The organism is Butyrivibrio sp. MC2021 (genome assembly GCF_000621605.1).
GTDB lineage: Bacteria > Bacillota > Clostridia > Lachnospirales > Lachnospiraceae > Butyrivibrio.
Genome location: NZ_JHXX01000001.1, coordinates 394,990 through 415,930 on the forward strand (window position 1 = coordinate 394,990; position 20,941 = coordinate 415,930).

21 protein-coding genes are annotated in these 20,941 nt (G+C 42.8%); 1 reads left to right on the forward strand and 20 read right to left on the reverse strand.

Features of this window, described 5'->3' with window-relative positions; all coding sequences use genetic code 11:
• Window positions 1-71: 71 nt before the first annotated feature.
• The 20 genes from T359_RS0101580 to T359_RS0101675 all read right to left on the reverse strand — a co-directional run bounded on the left by T359_RS0101580 (window position 72) and on the right by T359_RS0101675 (window position 19,566).
• On the reverse strand, window positions 72-1,301 hold the full coding sequence (locus T359_RS0101580) for a BMP family lipoprotein (RefSeq protein WP_026515954.1): 1,230 nt from the start codon (window positions 1,299-1,301) through the stop codon (window positions 72-74).
• A 59-nt stretch (window positions 1,302-1,360) separates the two neighbouring features.
• Complete coding sequence (udp, locus tag T359_RS0101585) at window positions 1,361-2,137, reverse strand: uridine phosphorylase (protein WP_026515955.1); 777 nt, start codon at window positions 2,135-2,137, stop codon at window positions 1,361-1,363.
• A gap of 105 nt (window positions 2,138-2,242) precedes the next feature.
• The gene (gene rimM / locus T359_RS0101590) at window positions 2,243-2,755 is read right to left on the reverse strand and encodes a ribosome maturation factor RimM (protein ID WP_026515956.1); all 513 of its coding nucleotides are present in this window, start codon (window positions 2,753-2,755) and stop codon (window positions 2,243-2,245) included.
• On the reverse strand, window positions 2,752-3,567 hold the full coding sequence (gene trmD, locus T359_RS18955; protein WP_051544853.1) for a tRNA (guanosine(37)-N1)-methyltransferase TrmD: 816 nt from the start codon (window positions 3,565-3,567) through the stop codon (window positions 2,752-2,754). The genes rimM and trmD overlap by 4 nt, the downstream gene beginning before the upstream one ends.
• 85 nt (window positions 3,568-3,652) lie before the next feature.
• Window positions 3,653-3,880 (reverse strand): KH domain-containing protein, encoded by a 228-nt coding sequence (locus T359_RS0101600; protein ID WP_026515957.1) that lies wholly within the window; start codon window positions 3,878-3,880, stop codon window positions 3,653-3,655.
• A 63-nt stretch (window positions 3,881-3,943) separates the two neighbouring features.
• Window positions 3,944-4,189, reverse strand: a complete 246-nt coding sequence (gene rpsP, locus T359_RS0101605; RefSeq protein WP_026515958.1) for a 30S ribosomal protein S16 — start codon at window positions 4,187-4,189, stop codon at window positions 3,944-3,946.
• A gap of 102 nt (window positions 4,190-4,291) precedes the next feature.
• Window positions 4,292-5,665 carry a signal recognition particle protein gene (gene ffh, locus T359_RS0101610; RefSeq protein ID WP_026515959.1) on the reverse strand — a complete coding sequence of 458 codons (1,374 nt, stop codon included), beginning with the start codon at window positions 5,663-5,665 and terminating at the stop codon, window positions 4,292-4,294.
• Window positions 5,666-5,668: 3 nt separating this feature from the next.
• On the reverse strand, window positions 5,669-6,013 hold the full coding sequence (gene ylxM, locus T359_RS0101615; RefSeq protein ID WP_026515960.1) for a YlxM family DNA-binding protein: 345 nt from the start codon (window positions 6,011-6,013) through the stop codon (window positions 5,669-5,671).
• 128 nt (window positions 6,014-6,141) lie between these two features.
• Entirely contained in the window at window positions 6,142-7,008 is an 867-nt protein-coding gene (locus tag T359_RS0101620) for an AraC family transcriptional regulator (RefSeq protein ID WP_051544854.1), read from the reverse strand.
• Window position 7,009: 1 nt separating this feature from the next.
• Complete coding sequence (locus T359_RS18960) at window positions 7,010-8,098, reverse strand: glycoside hydrolase family 25 protein (RefSeq protein ID WP_051544855.1); 1,089 nt, start codon at window positions 8,096-8,098, stop codon at window positions 7,010-7,012.
• 3 nt (window positions 8,099-8,101) lie between these two features.
• Window positions 8,102-8,980, reverse strand: coding sequence for a YitT family protein (locus T359_RS0101630; RefSeq protein ID WP_035783452.1), 879 nt, complete (start codon window positions 8,978-8,980; stop codon window positions 8,102-8,104).
• A gap of 4 nt (window positions 8,981-8,984) precedes the next feature.
• Window positions 8,985-10,208, reverse strand: coding sequence for a threonine ammonia-lyase (gene ilvA / locus T359_RS0101635; protein WP_026515963.1), 1,224 nt, complete (start codon window positions 10,206-10,208; stop codon window positions 8,985-8,987).
• 44 nt (window positions 10,209-10,252) lie between these two features.
• Window positions 10,253-11,167, reverse strand: a complete 915-nt coding sequence (gene ftsY, locus T359_RS0101640; RefSeq protein ID WP_026515964.1) for a signal recognition particle-docking protein FtsY — start codon at window positions 11,165-11,167, stop codon at window positions 10,253-10,255.
• Window positions 11,167-14,724: a chromosome segregation protein SMC gene (smc, locus tag T359_RS0101645; RefSeq protein ID WP_026515965.1), complete on the reverse strand. Its 3,558-nt coding sequence runs from the start codon at window positions 14,722-14,724 to the stop codon at window positions 11,167-11,169. The genes ftsY and smc overlap by 1 nt, the downstream gene beginning before the upstream one ends.
• 6 nt (window positions 14,725-14,730) lie before the next feature.
• On the reverse strand, window positions 14,731-15,420 hold the full coding sequence (gene rnc / locus T359_RS0101650; protein ID WP_026515966.1) for a ribonuclease III: 690 nt from the start codon (window positions 15,418-15,420) through the stop codon (window positions 14,731-14,733).
• A gap of 117 nt (window positions 15,421-15,537) precedes the next feature.
• A complete protein-coding gene (acpP, locus tag T359_RS0101655; protein ID WP_022777227.1) occupies window positions 15,538-15,774 on the reverse strand; it encodes an acyl carrier protein in 237 nt (78 codons plus the stop codon).
• 59 nt (window positions 15,775-15,833) lie between these two features.
• The gene (gene plsX / locus T359_RS0101660; protein WP_026515967.1) at window positions 15,834-16,835 is read right to left on the reverse strand and encodes a phosphate acyltransferase PlsX; all 1,002 of its coding nucleotides are present in this window, start codon (window positions 16,833-16,835) and stop codon (window positions 15,834-15,836) included.
• Window positions 16,836-16,966: 131 nt separating this feature from the next.
• Window positions 16,967-17,149 carry a 50S ribosomal protein L32 gene (gene rpmF / locus T359_RS0101665; protein WP_022777229.1) on the reverse strand — a complete coding sequence of 61 codons (183 nt, stop codon included), beginning with the start codon at window positions 17,147-17,149 and terminating at the stop codon, window positions 16,967-16,969.
• A 137-nt stretch (window positions 17,150-17,286) separates the two neighbouring features.
• On the reverse strand, window positions 17,287-18,147 hold the full coding sequence (locus T359_RS0101670; RefSeq protein ID WP_026515968.1) for an AraC family transcriptional regulator: 861 nt from the start codon (window positions 18,145-18,147) through the stop codon (window positions 17,287-17,289).
• A 225-nt stretch (window positions 18,148-18,372) separates the two neighbouring features.
• Complete coding sequence (locus tag T359_RS0101675; protein WP_026515969.1) at window positions 18,373-19,566, reverse strand: acetate/propionate family kinase; 1,194 nt, start codon at window positions 19,564-19,566, stop codon at window positions 18,373-18,375.
• A 154-nt stretch (window positions 19,567-19,720) separates the two neighbouring features.
• Here T359_RS0101675 and T359_RS0101680 point away from each other — a divergent pair, with 154 nt between their 5' ends.
• Entirely contained in the window at window positions 19,721-20,929 is a 1,209-nt protein-coding gene (locus tag T359_RS0101680) for a nucleotidyltransferase (RefSeq protein ID WP_026515970.1), read from the forward strand.
• Window positions 20,930-20,941: the final 12 nt, after the last annotated feature.

A 20,941-nucleotide genomic window follows, 5' to 3' on the forward strand; every position in this document is an offset into this window, starting at 1 on the left:
TTTAGAAAAAGGCCGGTAGACTATGAATCCGCCGGCCCTTGTTAGCGCAAGTGCGCGTATATTTAATTTAATTACTTAATGTTGCCCTGGAAGTTGATCTTAGCTGTTGTTGCAGAAGGCTGCTCAGCTGAAGAATCGTTAGATACAGAAACCTTACCGTTAACCATATCACCTACAAGTGCCTTGTAGTCATCCTGAGTAAATCCATCAGTCCAGATTGTTGAATCAGCAAGTCCAACATAGTTGAGGCTCATATCATCAGCAGAAACAAGACCAAGGTTCTGGATCTGTCCAGCGAAAGAATCCCACTGGCCATCTCTGATAGCTGAAAGAAGTGTCTGAACAGTTGCCTGAAGACCCTTCATAGCAGATGTGATTGTGATGCCATCGCCATAGCTTCCGTCGATTGTAGCAGCCTGGTCAACGTCAACACCGATAACCTTGCCACCAACCTTAGCAGCTGCCTCACCTGCAGATGTGAAGATACCGCCACCGCAAGCGAATACAACTTCTGTGCCGCCCTGATACCATGTATCCATAGCAGCTGTGATATCAGAATCACCGTAGAACTGGTTACCATAAGCATAGTTAATCTCTACATCAGCGCCAAGCTCTGCAGCAGCAGCGTCAGCACCCTGTACGAAACCGTAACCATAACGGATAACAGCAGGAACTGCCATACCGCCAAGGAAACCAAGCTTTGTGTAGCCCATCTTTACTGCAGCGTAGCCAGCCATGTATCCGGGAAGCTCTTCCTGGTATACTGCTGAGAATACGTTAGCATAAGTCTGGTTGTTGAAATCAGAAGCATCACCTTCAAGGTCATACTCAGAAACGTCAAGTGCAACGAACTTAACCTCAGGATAAGTCTCAGCTGTCTCTTTGATAGCGCCGGCAAAAGCATAACCAGGCATAACGATTACGTTATATCCGTCAGCAACTGCCTTGTCGATCATAGCAACACGCTCAGCATCAGAATCGCCTTCAGGCTTGTAGTATGTGAAGTCAACACCGTTAGCCTCACCAAAAGCCTTACAAGCTTCATAAGTTGACTGGTTGAAAGACTGGTCTGTGATATCGCCGTAGTCTGTAACCATAGCAACCTTCATGTCGCTAGCTGCAGCTGTATCAGCCGGAGCTTCTGTTGTGTCTGCTGTCTCAGCAGGAGCCTCTGTTGCAGGAGCCTCTGTTGCAGGAGTCTCTGTCTCTGTTGTAGCTGCGCCAGTGTCAGATGAACCGCATGCTACGAGAGAAGAAACCATTGTTGCAGCCATAAGAACTGCTAAAATTTTCTTTTTCATAATTTCCCTCCATTTTTTGGTTTGTCATAAAGACAATTGACTTGTATAATAAAACCTTTTCAGGCTTTATCCAAAGCTATCAGACGCCTTACAGCATCTATTGTGGTCTTATAAACCATATCCATCTCATGAACCTGTGGATTGGAAAGTCCCTTCTTGGCTCTCTCCTGGTTAGCAACCACCAGCATTACCGCACCGGTGCGGCATCTAAGATAATTACCGACTATAAAAAGTGTAGATGACTCCATCTCTGAGCAAAGTGCACCACACTTAATCCATGCATCCCATTTAAATAAAAGCTCAGGTCCTACGGGCTTAGTCTCAGGCTCATGCTGTCCAAAGAAAGAATCCTTGCACTGAACAACACCCACATGATACTTGGCTCCTGCGGTCTTGGCGCCCTCAACAAGCGCATTTACAACCTCAAAGGATGCTACAGCAGGATACTCTATAGGAGCGTATTCCTTGGAAGTACCCTCAGCACGGATAGCACCGGAAGCAATAACTATGTCGCCGCCGATAACATCATCCTGCATTCCGCCGGAGGTTCCCATCCTGATAAAAGTGTCTGCGCCGCACTTAGCCAGCTCTTCAACGGCAATTGCAGTAGAAGCGCCGCCGATTCCATGGGACATGACAGTAACAAGCTCACCGTCAAGTGTGCCTGTATATGTATTGTATTCTCTGTTATATGCTACAAATCTGGGATTATCAAAAAGATGGGATATTGATTCGCATCTTCCCGGGTCACCGGTAAGAATAACATACCGACCAACATCACCTTTTTTTACATGAGTATGGTACTGATATCCAGCCCCTTCTGTATAATCTACCATATAATAATTACTCCTCAAAATAATACATGAATTTAATCTACATTTAATCGCTCTTTCTATTATAATCCATTTAGCGAAAAATGTCATTAGTTGATATACAGTAAATTACATCAAGCCATCCAGTACATGTATAACCATCTTGCCTTCTTCGGGAGCTATGCTCTTAACACAGTCCTTGATAGCAGGGATATAGATTTTCTCTCCGTTATCCTCTCTTACCATCTCATAAACATCGTTTGCACCGGTCTGAAGGATGTCAGATATCTTACCGAGAAGCCTGCCATCCTCATCTACGACTTCAAGGCCTATAAGATCCGCACAGTAGTACTCTCCCGGCGCAAGCTTAAGGGCATCCTTCCTGTCTATGGTGAGCTCACAGCTTCTGAATTTCTCAACTTCATTGATGTCATTGAACTGCTTGAATTTAACAATTACGAATTTCTTGAAAAATCTTGCGCTCTCAATATCAAGCTTAAAATTCTCACCTCTCTGGGTAGTAAGAGTGACCTTCTTAAGTTTCTTGAATCTGTCAGGGTCTTCTGTTGTAGGAAAAACATTAACTTCTCCCTTAAGACCATGTGTTGAGGCAATTACACCTACCTGAAATCTCTCTGTCATTTATCATCCTCTTCTCGATATAAAACTGCGCCTTCAAGCTTCTGTATGATTTCTTCAATCTTCGTTAATTTTTTTCTTCTTCTGTTCTTAGGCTTCTCAGGTTTATTCTCCTCAAGCCACTTCTCATAGAGATCGGGACGTCTTTCTTTTGTTCTTATAACCGATTGCTCCAGGCGCCACTCATCCACTTTCTTGTGGTCCCCTGACATAAGGATTGCAGGAACCTTTTTGCCCATCCACTCCTCAGGTCTGGAATACTGAGGATATTCCAAAAGATTGTTATTAAAACTCTCCGTCTCTGCGGATTCATCATTATTAAGGACTCCGGGAACAAGTCTTGAAATGGCATCTATCATTACCATTGCAGGAAGTTCACCGCCTGTAAGAACATAATCACCTATGGATATATAATCCGTGACAATCTCCTCCAGGACTCGTTCATCAACACCTTCATAATGTCCGCACAAAAATACAAGATTATCTTCCTGAGCCAGCTCCTGAGCCATTGTTTGGTTAAAGACACTGCCCTGGGGAGTCACATAGATAACTCTCGGTGCTTTTTCGGAATTCTCTTTTATTTTAGCACTGATTGCCTGAAAACAGTCATAAATAGGCTGTGCCTGCATAAGCATCCCGGCACCGCCTCCATATGTATAATCATCCACCTTACGGTGTTTATTGTCAGCTGAATAATCCCTGATGTTAACAGCGTCAAAGGATATATATCCCTTATCCTTGGCTCTTCCGGTAATACTGTTGGAAAGCCCCTGCTCGATCATTTCGGGAAAAAGTGTCATCACATGAAAATTCATAGAATCATTTCTCTTTTTTAATTCTTAACATGATACAAGAGTCGAATAAAGCAAAATGCCCTATTCGACTCCTAAAATTCTCTGCTTAGACAATCTCAACATCAACCTTGAGGTTTTCTCTTGTTGAAGCTGCCTTAACAACTGCACGTATAGCTTTAGCGATACGGCCCTGTTTGCCAATTACCTTGCCCATGTCTGAAGGTGCAACATGAAGCTCGATCAAAATATTGCGCCCATCAGTCTTCTCAGTAACTACTACTTCTGAAGGATTGTCAACAAGCGCCTTAGCGATTACTTCGACTAATTCTTTCATTGCTCATCCTCCGACAAATTATTAGTGAATTTGAAACAATACTTATTCAAAAACAAGTATTTATCACTTCTGAATGCCGGCCTGCTTGAAAAGCTTAGCAACAGACTCTGTAGGCTGTGCGCCGTTTGAAAGCCACTTCTTAGCGAGCTCAGCGTCAACCTTTACAGTGCTGGGATCTGTATTAGGATCATAAGTTCCGATCTCCTCGATGAACTTACCCTGTACAGGGAACTTAGAATCTGAAACGATGATTCTGTAGAAAGGAACCTTCTTCTTACCAATTCTCTTTAATCTGATCTTTACTGCCATTTTAAATTTCCTCCATTTAATAAAATATAAGATAGATAATAGTTTTTATATGTATGAAACAGCGATTAGGCTGCGAACATATCTTTTTAAATAAGTTAAGACTTAGAAAAACTTACCGCCGCCGGGGAACTTACCAAGTCCTCCCAATTTACCAAGACCGCCTCGTTTGCCCATAAGTCCGGGCATCTGTTTCATCATCTTCTGCATCTGTTCAAACTGCTTGATGAAACGGTTAACGTCCGCAATATCATTGCCGGATCCCTTGGCAATTCTGAATTTTCTCTGAGGAGACATAAGCTTGGGATTGCGTCTCTCTTCAGGGGTCATGGAAAGCACGATGGCTTCCATTCTGGCAAGCTGCTTCTCATCAGGAAGCTGATCATCACTGATCTTGCCCATTCCGGGAAGCATACCCATGATAGATGCAAGGCCGCCCATGTTTCTCATGGCTTTCATGCTCTCGAGATACATCTCAAAATCAATCTTGCCCTTCTTCATCTTCTGAGCCATTTCGCGGTCTTTTTCCACGTCACGCTCAGCGTTGGCCTCAACTGCCTTGTCAATCAGGCTAAGTACATCGCCCATACCCAGGATACGGCTTGCCATTCTGTCGGGATAGAACTGCTCCAGATCAGAAAGCTTCTCACCCATACCTACAAAAACAATGGGCTTGCCTGTTACAGCCTTGGTTGAAAGAGCTGCACCGCCTCGTGTATCACCATCCATCTTGGAAAGGATGATCTCGTTGATACCGACCTTCTCATTGAACTCCTCAGCAACATTGACTGCGTCCTGACCGGTCATGGCATCAACTACAAGTATTGTATGATGTACCGCAATGGCATCCTTGATGTCACGAAGCTCTTTCATCATGGCTTCGTCGATCTGCAGACGACCGGCGGTATCGAAAATAACTATATTTAATCCCTTCTCCTTGGCATAATCCATAGCGGATGTAGCTATCTTAACCGGGTTAACATCTGTACCCATGGAGAAGAACTCAACTTCCTGCTTCTTGGCATTGATCTCTAACTGATCAATAGCGGCAGGTCTGTATATATCACAGGCTACCAGCAAAGGCTTTCTGCCCTTCTGCTTGAACTTGCCTGCAAGCTTGGCTGCGGTGGTTGTTTTACCTGCACCCTGAAGTCCGCACATCATGATAACTGTGATGTACTTGCTGTCCTGAAGAGTGATCTCTGTGGTCTCTGAGCCCATGAGCTTGACCATCTCTTCATTAACGATCTTGATAACCATCTGAGCAGGATTAAGACCGTTTAAAACGTCCTCACCGATTGCTCTCTCCTGAACAGCTGATATAAACTGCTTAACAACCTTAAAGCTGACATCCGCCTCAAGAAGCGCCATCTTTACTTCCTTAAGGGCGATCTTGACATCTTCCTCTGTGAGGCGTCCCTTGCTCTTCAGGTTCTTGAATGCATTTTGTAATTTATCTGTAAGACTTTCAAAAGCCATCTGTTATGTAAGCTCCTCTATAATATTGCCCGAAATAGCCTTAAGCTTGTCCCGAAGAACCGCGCAGGGCAAATCCTCTTCATCGGCCAGTGCATTTATTTCTTCCGCTCTGAGCTTGATAGCTTCAAAACGCTTGATCATATGCAGTCTGTCTTCATAGCCCTGAAGTGTATTGGTACATCTCTTGATAAGATCATGTACTCCCTGCTTGCTGATACCATTCTCATCAGCTATCTCTGTAAGAGACATATCCTCATAAACGGCTGCTTCATATATCTTTTTCTGATGTTCTGTAAGAAGCTCGCCATAAAAGTCATACAACAAGCCCTGTTCTACGATTTGTTTCATATTAGACTCGTCAAAAAAGCATTTTTAGTAAACCCATAAATAACACAAATGATATAATACATAAAACGAAAACAAGTGTCAAGTATTTTTTCTTGACACTTGCAAACCCACATTTTTACTGAAAAATATCAGATTTTTACCTCTGAGGGAAGTACTCCCAATTGGTTCTTAAAAGCCCTGCTGAAGGTGGAATAATCCCTGAAGCCGCAATCTAGACAGGCATTGGTAGCGGGAGTCCCGGACATTATAAGGCTTTTGGCCTTCAGTATCCTCTTTTCCGAAATATACTGATGAATGGAATATCCGGTTTCATTCTTGAATATCCGCATCATATGGTACTTACTCATGTAAAAATGATCCGCCAAAATATCGATGGAAAGATCCTTTTCCAGATTATCCATGATATACTCTATGATCTCTATGACCTTTCTGTTATATCTGGCCTCAGGCTTAAATCCAAAATCCTCTTCAATACATGCCCTGTTAAAACAGATAAGCGCTTTGAGAACATCCAGTCTTGTCTGCAGTTTGCCGGCATACTGTGTCTCCTCGCAGGCTATGTCCTTTTCTATCCCGGAAAAGCTCTCAAAGATCTCTGCACTGACATTTGCCGGAAATCTCACCACATGACTTCCCAACTCTCTCGTCTTTTTAAATGCATCAAGCAGCTCATATTTATCAAGAAAATCATGATTCAGGTAAAGAATTATTCTGTCGTATTCTTCTTCACCGCTCTCCACCACAGGCTTGTGAATAAGATTTCTGTTTACCAGCACAAAATCGAAGGGCAGGAGTTCATACTCCCGTCCTTCGATAAGATACTTAACTTTGCCGCTCAATATCAGGATCAGCTTGTCAAAATCATGATAATGATACGGAATATCCAGTTTTTCCCGATTCTTTATGTGAAAGAATCTAAAATCCTGATTCAGATACCCTTTCTGTTCGTAATCCTCGTAAGAAAGGTTAGAATCAAATTCCTTGTTTTCTCTCATATCAATAGTCTGTTATGCAAATGTTAAGGTCAACGTTGCCATCAATACCATCAACCTGGCCGTTTGATGAATACTGCCAGATATCGAAGTGATAAGGATAATACAAAGGTGTTCCGTAATATGCAATCCAGGTACCATAATCGTCAACATCTGCCGCATCCAAAAGAAGTGTGTAAGACTTGACATTACCGTATATCATCGGGGTGTATCCTGCCTGTTTAACAGTATCACAGAAAGTTTTGGCAACAAGCTCATACTGATCGCTTGTCATATCATTAGTCCTGGCAGAATCAGAATCTGCGGACTCAATATCAATAACCACAGGGAATGTGACGGTATAGGGCTCGATCAGGTCAAGCACCATCTGCACTTCCTCTTTTGCCTCTTCCTCATTGATTGCCTGGGAATAAAAATATACACCTACTTCAATACCGTTTTCAGTGGCATTCTTGATGTTATACTCGAAGTAATCGTCAACCAGAAGCTTTCCTTCAGTGGTTCCGCGAAGTCCTGCTCTTATAAAAGCAAACTCAATGCCTGAGTCCTTTACCTTCTCCCAGTCAATTTCACCCTGAAATCTCGATACATCGATTCCGTTTCTGAATTTGAAATTGGAATCGCTTCCCTTATATTCCATAAAGCCCTTATCATTGATCTCAAAATCATCGGGACCAAAGCCATGCTTTTCAATAGTATCGAGAATAGGGAAAAAATAGTATCTTCCGGAGCTGGCTACAACCATCTGATCAGGAAAAAGAGATCTGATGGCAGAAGTTGTTCCATCGCCGTTTTCCAGCTTTTCCTGAATGCTCTTTCTGATATTAACAGCCTCTTCCTGTGCTCCCTGCTGCTGTGCTTCTTCCACCAGCTTCTCAGTTTCTGCTGTAGTGTAATAGCCTTCCGCATTAAGAGCATCAAGTTCGCTCCTTATTGCATCTTCCTGCCTCTGAAGTGTTGCATTTCTGATAAGAAGAACAACACTGAAGGTCAGGGCCAGAAGTGCAACCAGACTCAAAAAGATAATAGATATTATATTATGTGTATTCCTAACGCCTCTGCGTTCTCTTGTTTCCGGTGAAATATTACCCATAGTTTACATTCTCTCGTCAAAATAGCTTTTGTAGCCTTCACCAAATATTTCGCTCGCACTGGATACAATCATAAATGCATTGGGGTCTTCATCCCTGACAATATCCTCAGCAAGAGGTGACAGTCTCTTTTTAATTGCACACATGATAACCTTTTTATCCTCACCACTGTAGGCACCCTTACCTATCACATGGGTCGCGCCAACATCCAGCTCCTCAAGAAGTCTTGCGGTGATAATATCAGGCTTATCGGAAATAATAAATATCAGCTTGGCTTCATCCCTGCCGTAGAGAACAAAATCAACAACAATGGATGTTACTATGACCGACATAAACGAATACAGCGCAGCAGCAATATCGTTAAATACGATAGCCGCGATCACCAGAACCACCATATCCGTCAGAATATATAACGCTCCCGTCTTGATATGGGGATACTTAAGTCTGAGAAGTTTGATGATAACATCGGTACCGCCACTGGTGGCATGGCACTTGAATATCAAGCCGATAGCCACAGCCGTTGCCGCACTTCCGAATACTACAGCAAGAATCTTGTCATAGATAACAAATGCAGAAAAGAACTTGGTACAAAGATCTGTAAAAACAGAGATCATTGCAGTAGCGTAAATAGTCGAAAGTGTAAACCGAATACCAAACTTCCAGATAGCTATTATCAGAATAGGAATGTTCATGATCAAAAACCACATACCTGTTCCGATATTCAGAAGACGATTCAGACAGATGGCCAGTCCGGTCATACCTCCCGGCGCAATATTGTTTGGATCGATCAAAAGGCTGGTGCCTATACCGTAAAGTAATGATGCGAAGGTTATGATAACGTACTCTCGTACTCTTTTACGTGCGCTTATTCTATTGTTACTCATTAGATTAAATATTTGTCCTTACAATTTTTGGTTTGAATCCGTTGACATTAAGAGTCTCAATTATCTGCTCCTTATGCTCGGTTCCAAATGCTTCAAGCGTGATTCTGAGCTCAACTGCTGCGCTTCTGTTAATAGAAACGAACTGATTATGCTCAAGCTTGATAACATTGCCGTTTTCTTTGGCAATGATACCTGAAACCCTTGAGAGTTCTCCCGGCTTGTCCGGAAGAAGAACAGATACTGTAAAGATCCTGTCTCTCATGATAAGTCCCTGCTGTACTACAGATGACATGGTAATGATATCCATGTTTCCTCCGGAAAGAACGCAGGCAACCTTTTTATCTTTTACATTAAGCTGTTTGAGAGCAGCTACAGACAGAAGACCTGAGTTTTCTACAACCATCTTATGGTTCTCTACCATATCAAGGAAAGAAACTACAAGATCTTCATCAGGTACTGTAATTATATCATCAAGATTCTTGGATATATAGGGGAATATCTTCTCACCGGGAGTCTTAACCGCTGTACCGTCAGCAATAGTATTAACTCCGGGAAGTGTCACAACATGTCCGGCCTTGATGGATTCCTGCATGCAGTTAGCACCGGCAGGCTCAACACCGATAACCTTTATCTTTGGATTAAGAAGCTTGGCCAGTGTGGAAACACCGGTAGCAAGTCCGCCTCCGCCGATCGGAACCAGAATATAGTCAACAGTCGGAAGCTCCTTGATGATCTCCATGGCGATGGTACCCTGACCGGTAGCCACATCAAGATCGTCAAAAGGATGAACCAGGGTATAACCATGTTCCTTGGCAAGCTCCAAAGCCTTCTCATAGGCTTCGTCATAAACATTGCCTTGAAGAACAACCTCAGCACCAAGGGCCTTGGTCCTGTTGACCTTAATAAGAGGAGTTGAAGTAGGCATTACGATAGTCGCCTTAACACCGTAGCATTTAGCGGCATAAGCAACGCCCTGAGCATGGTTGCCGGCAGAAGCAGTTATAAGTCCCTTGCTTCTCTCTTCATCGGTAAGAGTCGTAATCTTGTAATAAGCGCCTCTTACCTTATAAGCTCCGGTTCTCTGAAGGTTCTCGGGCTTAAGGTAAACTTTATTTCCGGTCATACCACTCCAGTAATCACTGAAAATAAGCTTGGTTTCAAGGGTTACTTTTTTGACATCTTCGTATGCTTCTTCAAATTTTTCCAAAGTCATCTTTTCCTGCGACATTTCCATACTCCTCCGTTATATTATATATTTACTCATTCCCTATTTCACTCGAAGAGCGCGTTTACAAACTGTTCCGAATCAAATCTCTCAAGATCGTCAATAGCTTCACCCACACCGATATACTTAACCGGTATGTTCAGTTCGGAAACGATGGCAACTGCAATTCCCCCTTTAGCGGTTCCATCAAGCTTGGTAAGAATAATGCCGGTAAGGCTGGCTGCTTCTCCAAACTCTTTCGCCTGCATGATCGCGTTCTGTCCGGTAGTTCCGTCAAGTACAATAAAATTTTCTCTGCAAATGCCCGGAAGCTCCTTGTCAATGATCCTGTTCATCTTGGCAAGCTCTTCCATGAGATTTTTCTTATTATGCAGTCTTCCGGCTGTATCAACAATAAGAATGTCGCAATCTCTGGCCTTAAAAGCACCTACCGCATCATAAATAACACTGGCAGGATCTGCACCTTCTTTGCCTGCAATGAGAGGGGTTCCCGCTCTGTCAGCCCACTCCCTGAGCTGCTCTGTTGCAGCTGCTCTGTAAGTATCAGCCGCAGCTATGAGCACCTTTTTACCTCTGTTCTTGAAAATAGCAGCAAGCTTGCCTACGGAAGTAGTCTTACCCACTCCGTTTACACCTATAACGAAGATAATGGTCTTTTTATCCTCGAAATCATAGGCATCATCAGCAGTCTTCATCTGCTCTCTGATATTCTCTATCAGAAGTTCTTTACAGGAATTGGGATCATGAACATGCTTTTCCTTAACCTGCTCACGGAGTCTGTCCATGATCTTGCTGGTAGCATTTATCCCTATATCACCCATGATAAGGGTCTCTTCAAGTTCCTCATAAAAATCATCATCAATAGTGGAAAAACCACTGAAAACATTGTCAATTCCCTTGGCAATATTGTCCCTGGTCTTTGACAATCCCTGTTGTAATTTTGCAAAAAAATTAGATGCCATTAGTTAGTCAGCTCCTTGTCTATCAAATTAACACTTACAAGAGTTGAAACTCCCTTCTCCTGCATGGTAATACCATACAGTCTGTCAGCACTCTCCATTGTACCACGACGATGTGTAATTACAATGAACTGTGTGCTGGAAAGCTTGTGAAGATATTTTGCAAAACGGACAACGTTATTCTCATCCAGAGCCGCTTCGATCTCATCAAGCAGACAGAAGGGTGAAGGCTTCAGATTCTGAATGGCAAAAAGCAGTGCTATAGCAGTAAGAGCCTTCTCTCCACCGGACATCTGCATCATATTGACCAGCTTCTTTCCCGGTGGCTGAGCATTGATCCTGATTCCTGCCTCAAGAATATCCTCATCTTCATTGAGTTCCAGAGTACCTTTACCGCCTCCGAACATCTCTTTGAATACCTTGTCGAACTCAACGTTTATCCTGTCAAACTGCTCTCTGAACTGCTTTCTCATGGATTCGTCAAGATCCTGTATTATGCCCTTGAGCTGTTCCTCAGCCGCAATAAGATCATCATGCTGAGTCTTCATGAAAGTGTAGCGCTCCATGAGGTTCTTGTAGTCCTCGATAGCGTTAACGTTTACATCTCCCAGCTTCTTAATTGATTCCTTCAGGGAACCGATCTCTCTCTTCATGGCAGGAACATCGGTCATCTCTTCATCACGCATTCCTGCTGCATCAGTAAGTGTGATCTCATACTGGGTCCACATGTAGTTGATCTGGCCGTCGATAGCCTCCTGACATTTCTCTTTCTTGGAGATAAGTCTTGTAACCTCTCGGTCAAGAGATGACATCTGATCGTTAAGCTGTTGTGTCTTATCAAAGAATTCCTTCTGAGCTTCGGACAGCTTGGTCTTTTCTTCTTTCATGGCATCAAGCTCTTTGTTGGCCTCCGACTGAACATCAACAGATGCCTCAATGGTGAGCCTGATGGCTTCGATATCTTTTTTACTCTGCTCAAGATTATCACCATTATTCTTTAAGGATTCCAGAATCTCATCAAGAGCCTTGGTCTCATTCTCGATCTCGCCCTTGATTCGATCGATATTCTGCTGCTGGAAATCCTGCTTCTGAGCTATCTTTTCATACTGAATATCCCACTTGGAAACCTTGGAATTTTCTTCCTCTTCTATCACATGGAGGCCTTCCAGTTCTTTCTGGAACTTCTCAACCTTCTCGGTACAGCTCTTTTCAAGCTCTTCCGACTCTGACAGAGATGCCAGCGCTTCTTCTCTGTCGCTGTCGATCTCTTTCATCTTGTTCTCTATCTCATCGCTCTCAGCCTTAAGGTCGCTGTAGTTGCCCTTCTGTTCTTCCTGTCTGGCCTCTTCATTGGCAACATTGAGTCTTGCAGTATTCTGTGCGATGAACTTGCCTTGAAGCTCTGTTCTGAGCTCCTCTGAAAGAGTTCTTAAGGAATTTCTCTTTTCCTTGAGATCTGCAATCTCCTTCTGAAGGGATTCAATCTTCTCCCTGGCTTCCTTAACCTGTTTCTCCAGTTCTTCAAGCTCACGCCTTCTGCTGAGCAGGTTGCTGGTATTCTTGAATGCACCACCACTGATGGCACCGCCGGGAACAAGAAGTTCACCTTCAAGAGTAACCATTCTTACGGTATATTTGTATTTTCTTGCAATCTTAACCGCATTATCGATATTATCTACAGCGACAATTCTTCCAAGCATAGCCTTGGCTACTGACTTGTACTTGGGATCGGTGGTAACAAGTTCATCAGCCATTCCCAGGACACCGGGTTCATCAAGGGCTTCCTTAGCCTTGAGCTCCGGTGGATTGTCAAGAGCGGTAAGGGGAAGGAATGTAGCTCTACCTGCCTTGGTCTCCTTCAGGTATCCGATCATCTTTTTGGCTGTATCCTCATCATCAGTGACAATGTTCTGGATATTACCGCCAAGAGCTACTTCTATAGCTGTTTCATACTTCTTCTCGGTCTTGATGATATCAGCAACAACACCAATGATTCCCTTTGTGTCCTCTTTTCTCTCCATAACCTTCTTAACGCTGCCGCCGTAGCCTTCATAGCGCTCAGTTATGTTTGAGATAGATGCAAGCTTGGCCTTCTGCATCTGGTAAAGTTCCTGAGTTTTCCTGAGGTCATTGTCCTTTTTGGACATCTCTTCTTTGATAGAAACAATCTCAGCATCTGTATCCTTCTGTTTCTTGTTCATCTCAGAGATTTCTGAGGTTATCTTATCAAACTCATCACGGAGCTTCTTGATAGTCTCTTCCTGTTTATTTTCATCGGAACGGGCCCTTACAAGCTTGCCGGTAAGTTCAGCTTTTCTGATCTTGACCTGCTCTGTCATGGTATCAAGAGAGGATAACTTGGACTTAATGGTCGCTCTGGCACCAAGAGTCTCGATAATAGTGCTCTTGCACTCCTCGATCTCATCATTTATGGAACTGATCTGACCGATTACTCTGTCCAGTTCTTTTCTTGCTTCATTTCTGTCTGCTGAAAGAGAAGCTGCTTCCTTATCAATCTCCTCTTTCTCCTCAAGATACTTGTCCAGTTCCTGATTCTTGGCCTCTATCTTGGCCTCTTCATCCTTCTGTCTTGTCTTAAAGTGAGCATCATTGGCAGATGCAGCCTTGATCTTCTCGTTGAGAATACCGATCTGTCCCTCAAGCTTCTCCTTCTGGACAGTGGAATCGGTGATCTTCGCTCTGGCTTCATCAATGTTCTTATCTACTTCAACAAGTTTTTCCTGGATGTTGTCGTATTCTTCTCTGGCCTTCTCGTAGTTCCCTTTAGCTTCATCCAGAGCCTCTGCAGCTATGTCGAGATTCTTGCCGGTCTCTTCCAAGAGCTGATTCTGGTTCTTGTTTTCCAAAAGGAACATATTTACATCGAGAGTTTTAAGTCTGTCCCTGTATTTCAGGAACTCTTTTGCAACCTCGGACTGCTTCTCAAGAGGTCCCACCTGCTTCTCAAGCTCAGATAAAATATCGCTGAGACGGGTGAGGTTGATCTTCTCCTCCTCAAGCTTCTTGATGGCTGTATCTTTTCTTGATTTGAACTTAACAATACCTGCAGCCTCGTCAAAAAGGTTTCTTCTGTCCTCAGGCTTACTGGAAAGGATCTGATCGATCTGGCCCTGTCCAATGATGGAATAGCCTTCTTTACCGATACCGGTATCCATAAAAAGCTCATTAACGTCTTTAAGACGACAGGAAGCACCATTAATCATGTACTCACTCTCGCCTGAACGGTAAAGTCGTCTGGAAACCGTTACCTCGTCATAATCAATTGCCAGGGAATGATCGGAATTATCCAAAGTGATAGCCACGTATGCATAGCCAAGAGGCTTCCTGAGCTCAGTACCGGAAAAGATAACGTCCTGCATTGAGCCGCCACGCAGCTGCTTGATACGCTGTTCGCCCAATACCCAGCGCACAGCGTCCGCAACATTGCTCTTACCGGAGCCGTTGGGACCAACGATTCCGGTAATACCATTGTGAAAATCAAATTTTATCTTATTTGCAAAGGATTTAAATCCGTGAACTTCAATACTCTTTAAATACATTACTCTTTACTTTTTTAATGCAAGAATAGCCTGATAAGCCGCCTTCTGCTCGGCAGCCTTCTTGGTTTTTCCTGTCCCCTCTCCAAAATTCTTTTCTCCTATAAAAACGCACGTCTTGAATATTTTATCATGTTCAGGACCACTTTCGCCACAAATTTCATAACGGATTTGTCCCAAGTCTCCCCCTTGGACAATTTCCTGAAGAATTGACTTGCTATCGCTGAACATCTGCATGCTGTCTGCATTGGTGAGCACATAATTGTCTATAAATCTCTTGGACTCATCTATTCCGCCATCGAGAAAAAGGGCTCCTATAACAGCCTCCATAACGTCTGCAATAATAGATTCCTTATTTCTGCCGCCGGTGGCTTCTTCGCCCTTACCAAGCTGAATGTAGCTCTTGATATCAAGAGTCTCAGCATCAAAAGCAAGAGCTGGCTCACACACAAGGGATGCCCTGATCTTGCTCATTTCACCCTCTTTTTTGTCGGGGTATTTTCCAAAAAGAAAAGCACTGGAGATCATCTCCAGAACCGCATCTCCAAGAAACTCAAGCCTCTCATAATCCGGTTTCTTGTTGATCCTCTGTTCATTTACAAAGGAGCTGTGGGTAAAAGCCTGAATAATAAGCGCCTTATCCTTAAATGTATAGCCGATCTTCTCCTCGAATTGTCTGATATCCTGCTCGTTAAGCATAACCATCCTTTCCGCTTTGGCAGTTTCTTTATTATATACAGCCCCTTCAGCTATCCATAATAAAGAAAATGAGGCAAGTAAAACCTGCCTCATCCCAAAGTCAATTATTGTAATTTATTATTTGCCTGAGATAGCAGTCTTCAAAAGCTCAACAGCTTCTCCAACTGTTGTGATGTTTTCAGTCTTCTCAGGATCAATCTGAACATCAAACTCATCCTCAAGTCCCATGATAATCTGGAAAAGATCAAGAGAATCAGCCCCGAGATCCTCTGTAAATGTGGTATCAAGAGTGATCTCCTCAGGATCAACATTCAGTACATTTGCAATAACTTCTTTCATCTTTTCAAATTCCATAATAATCTCCGTTCCTTTTAAAGCGTTTTGCATATATATTTTTATCAGTAAACTGTTCTTTATGCAAGCTTTTCACTTATTTTTTCACTAATTTTTTGTTCTGTAAATGCCACGCACTGAAGTATAGAATTCTTAACCTCTACATCATTGGCGCTACCATGTGTTTTAACAACCAGTCCCTTAAGTCCAAGCATAGGTGCCCCGCCATACTTGTCCATGCTGTAATTGGATAATGATTTCTTAAGATCATCCTTGATAAGAAGTGCTCCGATCTTGGTCTTGAGGCTGCTCATAAGGCTTCCCTTGATCACATGCATCATAGACTTGGCAACACCCTCATACATCTTGAGAATAACATTACCGGTAAAGGCCTCGCAGACTATAACATCTGCGTATCCTGCAGGAATGTCTCTGGCTTCTATACTGCCGATAAAATTGATATCAGGACAATTCTTAAGAAGAGGGAAAGTCTCCTTAACAAGAGCATTACCCTTCTCTTCCTCTGCACCGATGTTGACTATAGCTACAGTGGGATTCTTGATACCCATTATATTCTCCATGTACACGGATCCCATCTTGGCAAACTGAACCAGGTGATTGGATCTGGCATCAACATTGGCTCCGCAGTCGATAAGAAGTGAGTTGCCCTTCTCAGTAGGAATAAGCGGAGCCAGAGGAGCTCTGTCCACGCCCTTAAGCCTTCCGACTATAACCTGACCACCTACAAGTGTGGCTCCGGTGCTGCCTGCTGAAACATAGGCATCAGCTTCGCCATGGTTCACCATATACATAGCCTTGACGATAGAAGAATCCTTCTTGGTTCTGATGGCCATAACCGGTGGTTCTGCCATCTCTATTTCCTCAGTGGCATTTACCACTTCAATTCTTGACTTATCGTAGGTATATTTGGAAAGCTCTTCGTTGACCTTATCCTCCTTACCCACGAGAAAAACCTTAAGGTTGTTGCTCTCTTTAACTGCGTCAACAGCTCCCTTAACAGTAACAAAGGGTGCATTGTCTCCGCCCATTGCATCAACTGCAACTCTGACTAACTCAGCCATATAAATCCCCCGTATATTCTATAGTAATCCTCTTTTGTAGCCGCTAAAGATAAATATACAAGAGTAAAGGGCAAAAATCAAGGCTTTCCGAATCATCGGAAAGCCTTAAAAATCAATGACTATTCATCATATTAAGCATCAACTTCTACGATGCTCTTCTTATTGTAGTAGCCGCACTTCTTGCAAGCCATGTGAGGCTGCATAAGAGCTCCGCAATGACTGCACTTAACCAGTGTTGGAGCTGTCATTTTCCAGTTAGCTCTTCTCTGATCTCTGTGGCCTTTTGATGACTTATTCTTTGGGCAGATTGACATTTCAGTAACACCTCCTTACCGTATCCGTATAAGAAACTGCCGTATACAGGCAATTGTTTACGTTTATTCATTAGCATACCTTGATATTTTACTAATATGCGGTGTTTTTGTCAACATGTTTTTTATTATTTATCTTTTTATCTGTTGCAGTACTGCGAATACTTCTTCGGAGAAATACCTACTGACTTGGTAAAAGCCTTGAGGAAATTGCTATAATCGCTGAAACCGCATCTGTCACAGACTTCGCTGACACCTATTCCTTCAGCCAGAAGAGATTTAGCAATTGAAATACGTCTTGCGGTCATGTACTTGTTGATGGTTGTGCCGGTAGCGGATTTAAAAATCCTGCAGATATAAGACTCACTGATATAGAAATGTTTCGCAAGATCACCGATGCTGATGGGATACTGAATGTTGTTGTTCAGATATGAAAGGATCGCATCCACCTGATCATTGTATGTAGCAGCCTTTTCTGTGGCCTTATTATTCTTTTTATCTGAAATGATCTGATTGATCATAACAAAAAGCTCTGTAAAAGTAGCTCTCTCCAGCAGGTCATGTCCATAGCCGTTGCTGGTGAGGATTTTATTAATAAAATAAAGAAATCTTCCCTGCTGTTCCTGAGTAAGGCTCAGTTTATGGGAAAACTTTTCTCCCCTGTCCTGAAAACAAGCATCAAGATCCGTTTCACTGCTTGATATGCTTCTCATATAATCAGGATCGATCATAATAACAATTCGTTCGTGAAGTTCTTTATCAATCTGAGTGAGATAATGTGAATCATACTGATTAATAAGAAAAAGATCCCCGGGCTCAATATCATAGACCTTATTATCTATCAGAAACTGTTTGCCTCCGGAGATAGAAAAATACACTTCATAGCAGTCATGAATATGCATCTCCATCGCCTTCTCATCTTTATAAAGATGCGCAACAGAGAAATACTTATTCTCTATGCTGGCTGCCATAGCATCCTTGCAAGAATTTAACTCTTTCATTTACCTGTAACCCTTTCCCAAAACAATTTTCTCCCACAAACACTTTTAAACAGTCAGTGTATATCTTACCTTACATATTCATAATTTGCAATATTTTCTTCATTTAGCATGCCAAAATCGAAAATTTTGATATTCCTTTAACAAAAGACTTTTAGTCAAAAAAATAAGGACCCGTAAGAGTCCTTATTCTCTATATTATTATTGATTTGGGATAATTAACAAATATTACTTGCAAAGAGCGTAGGTATCACGGGCAATTGCAAGCTCCTCATTGGTGGGAACCACAAGAAGAGTAACCTTGCTGTCTGCTCCTGAAATTGTCTGCTCTTTACCGCGAACCTTGTTGGCCTCCACATCAAGAGTTGCTCCGATAAAGCCAAGTCTCTCACAGATGATCTTACGAACAAATCCGCTGTTCTCACCAACACCTGCTGTAAAGCAGATTGCATCAACGCCGCCCATGGCAGCAACATAGGAACCGATATACTTAACTACTCTGTAGCAGAAGGTATCAACTGCTCTCTTGGCAGCCTCATTGCCCTTAACATAAGCATCCTCAAGATCTCTGAAATCTGAAGAAAGATCATTGGAAAGGCCGAATACACCTGACTTCTTGTTAAGAAGGTTGGTCACATCAGCTACAGTGGAGTTCTCTTTTTTCATAATGAACTCAACTACTGAAGGATCGATGTCACCGGTTCTGGTGCCCATGATAAGTCCCTCAAGAGGAGTAAGACCCATGGATGTGTCTACGCACTTCCCACAATTAACTGCTGAAACAGATGCACCGTTACCAAGATGGCAAACAATAGTCTTAAGCTCTGAGTAATCCTTTCCAAGGATCTCAGCTGCTCTCTTGCTTACATAAGAATGGCTTGTGCCATGGAATCCGTATCTTCTGATTCCGTATTTCTCATAATATGAATAAGGAAGTCCGTAAAGATAAGCCTCCTCAGGCATTGTCTGATGGAAAGCTGTGTCAAATACAGCAACCATAGGTACACCGGGCATTGCCTTCTGACAAGCTCTGATACCGATAAGATTGGCAGGATTGTGAAGAGGTGCAAGATCAGAAACCTCCTCGATTGCCTTGATTACTTCTTCATTGATAACAACAGACTTGGTGAACTTCTCACCGCCGTGAACAATTCTGTGTCCTACAGCGCCGATCTCATCAAGAGAAACTACGCCGTTCTCACTGTTGGTAAGAGCCTCGATTACAAGCTCAATAGCTCTGTTGTGATCAGGCATTGGCTCAACTTTGGTGATCTTGTCCTTACCCTGAGGTGTATAAACTATCTGGCTTCCGTCAATACCGATTCTCTCACAGAGCCCCTTGCAGATAACCTGCTCGGAATCAGAATCAATAAGCTGGAACTTAAGTGAAGAGCTTCCACAATTAATTACAAGAATTTTCATGATCTACCTCTCTAATCAATATCTACTTTGACTTTGTAAATTCAGTATGTAAAGATATTAATACACACTATAGATAATATTTTAGCAACGTAAATATTATTAGCAAGGTAAAAATTGTACAAAAGTCAGTATATTTTGAAAGCGCTTACATTTTATGAAAACTATAGGAATCATCGCTGAATTCAACCCCTTTCACAACGGGCATAAATACATAATTGAAAAATCAAGGCAGGAAACCAGCGCAGATTACTGCGTTGTTGTTATGAGTGGAGATTTTGTCCAGAGAGGTGCTCCTGCCATCGTAGATAAGTTTGCCAGGGCCAAAATGGCTCTCTCCTGCGGTGCCGACCTTGTACTGGAACTTCCCATCTACTACAGTCTCGGAAGCGCTGAATTTTTTGCCTCAGGAGCTGTTTCAATTTTGGACAGCCTCGGAGTTATTGATCATCTTTGCTTTGGCAGCGAGTCCGGAGATCTGGCCTCTCTTACTTCCATCGCCCGTGTTCTTTGTGATGAACCTGAGGCTTTTAAGAGCACTCTGGCAAAAGAGCTCAAGGATGGCAAAAGTTTCCCGGCAGCCAGAGCCGCTGCTCTTTCCACAGTACTTGACTTTTCACCGGAAATATTAGATAGCCCCAACAATATCCTTGCCATAGAATATCTCAAGGCTCTCTACAAAAGAGACAGCCACATACAGCCCTGCACCATTCTGAGAAAAGGTGAAAGTTTCCATTCCCAGGAGCTCAATGAGTTTTCAAGTGCAACAGCCATTAGAAAAGCCCTTGAAAATGAAAACAGTTCTGTCAGCGCTGTAAATCTTGCTATGCCCACTGATGCTTTTTCATTCCTGAAAGAATACTCCGGGAAATATCTTGATAGCGATGCTTTCTCACAGTTTCTTAGCTACAAGCTTATTCAGGAGTCTGATGAAGTTTTTGAGAAATATCTGGATATATCCGGGGATTTTTCCAATAAGATTGCCAATGAATACAGGATAAATGACAGCTTTTCAGTCCTGTGCGACAGGCTGAAATCCAAGGATCTCTCCTACTCAAGGATCAGCAGAAGTCTTTTCCATATTTTGCTTAACATTACCGGCTCAAATATGACTGAATATCAGTCAGATAATTACACTTCCTACGCAAGGATCCTGGGCTTTAGAAAAGAGTCCTCAAAGCTCCTCTCAGATATACATGAAATGGCCACAATTCCTGTGTTGGACCGCCTCAAAGACGCTTCAACACTGCTATCTCCCCTGCAGCTTAGGCTCTTCAAGGAAACCCTCAATGCTTCCAGAGTTTACAATATACTGTCCCAGACCGGAACAGAATCTGAATTCAGCCTTAAAAACATCATTCTTTAACAGTTATTTAAT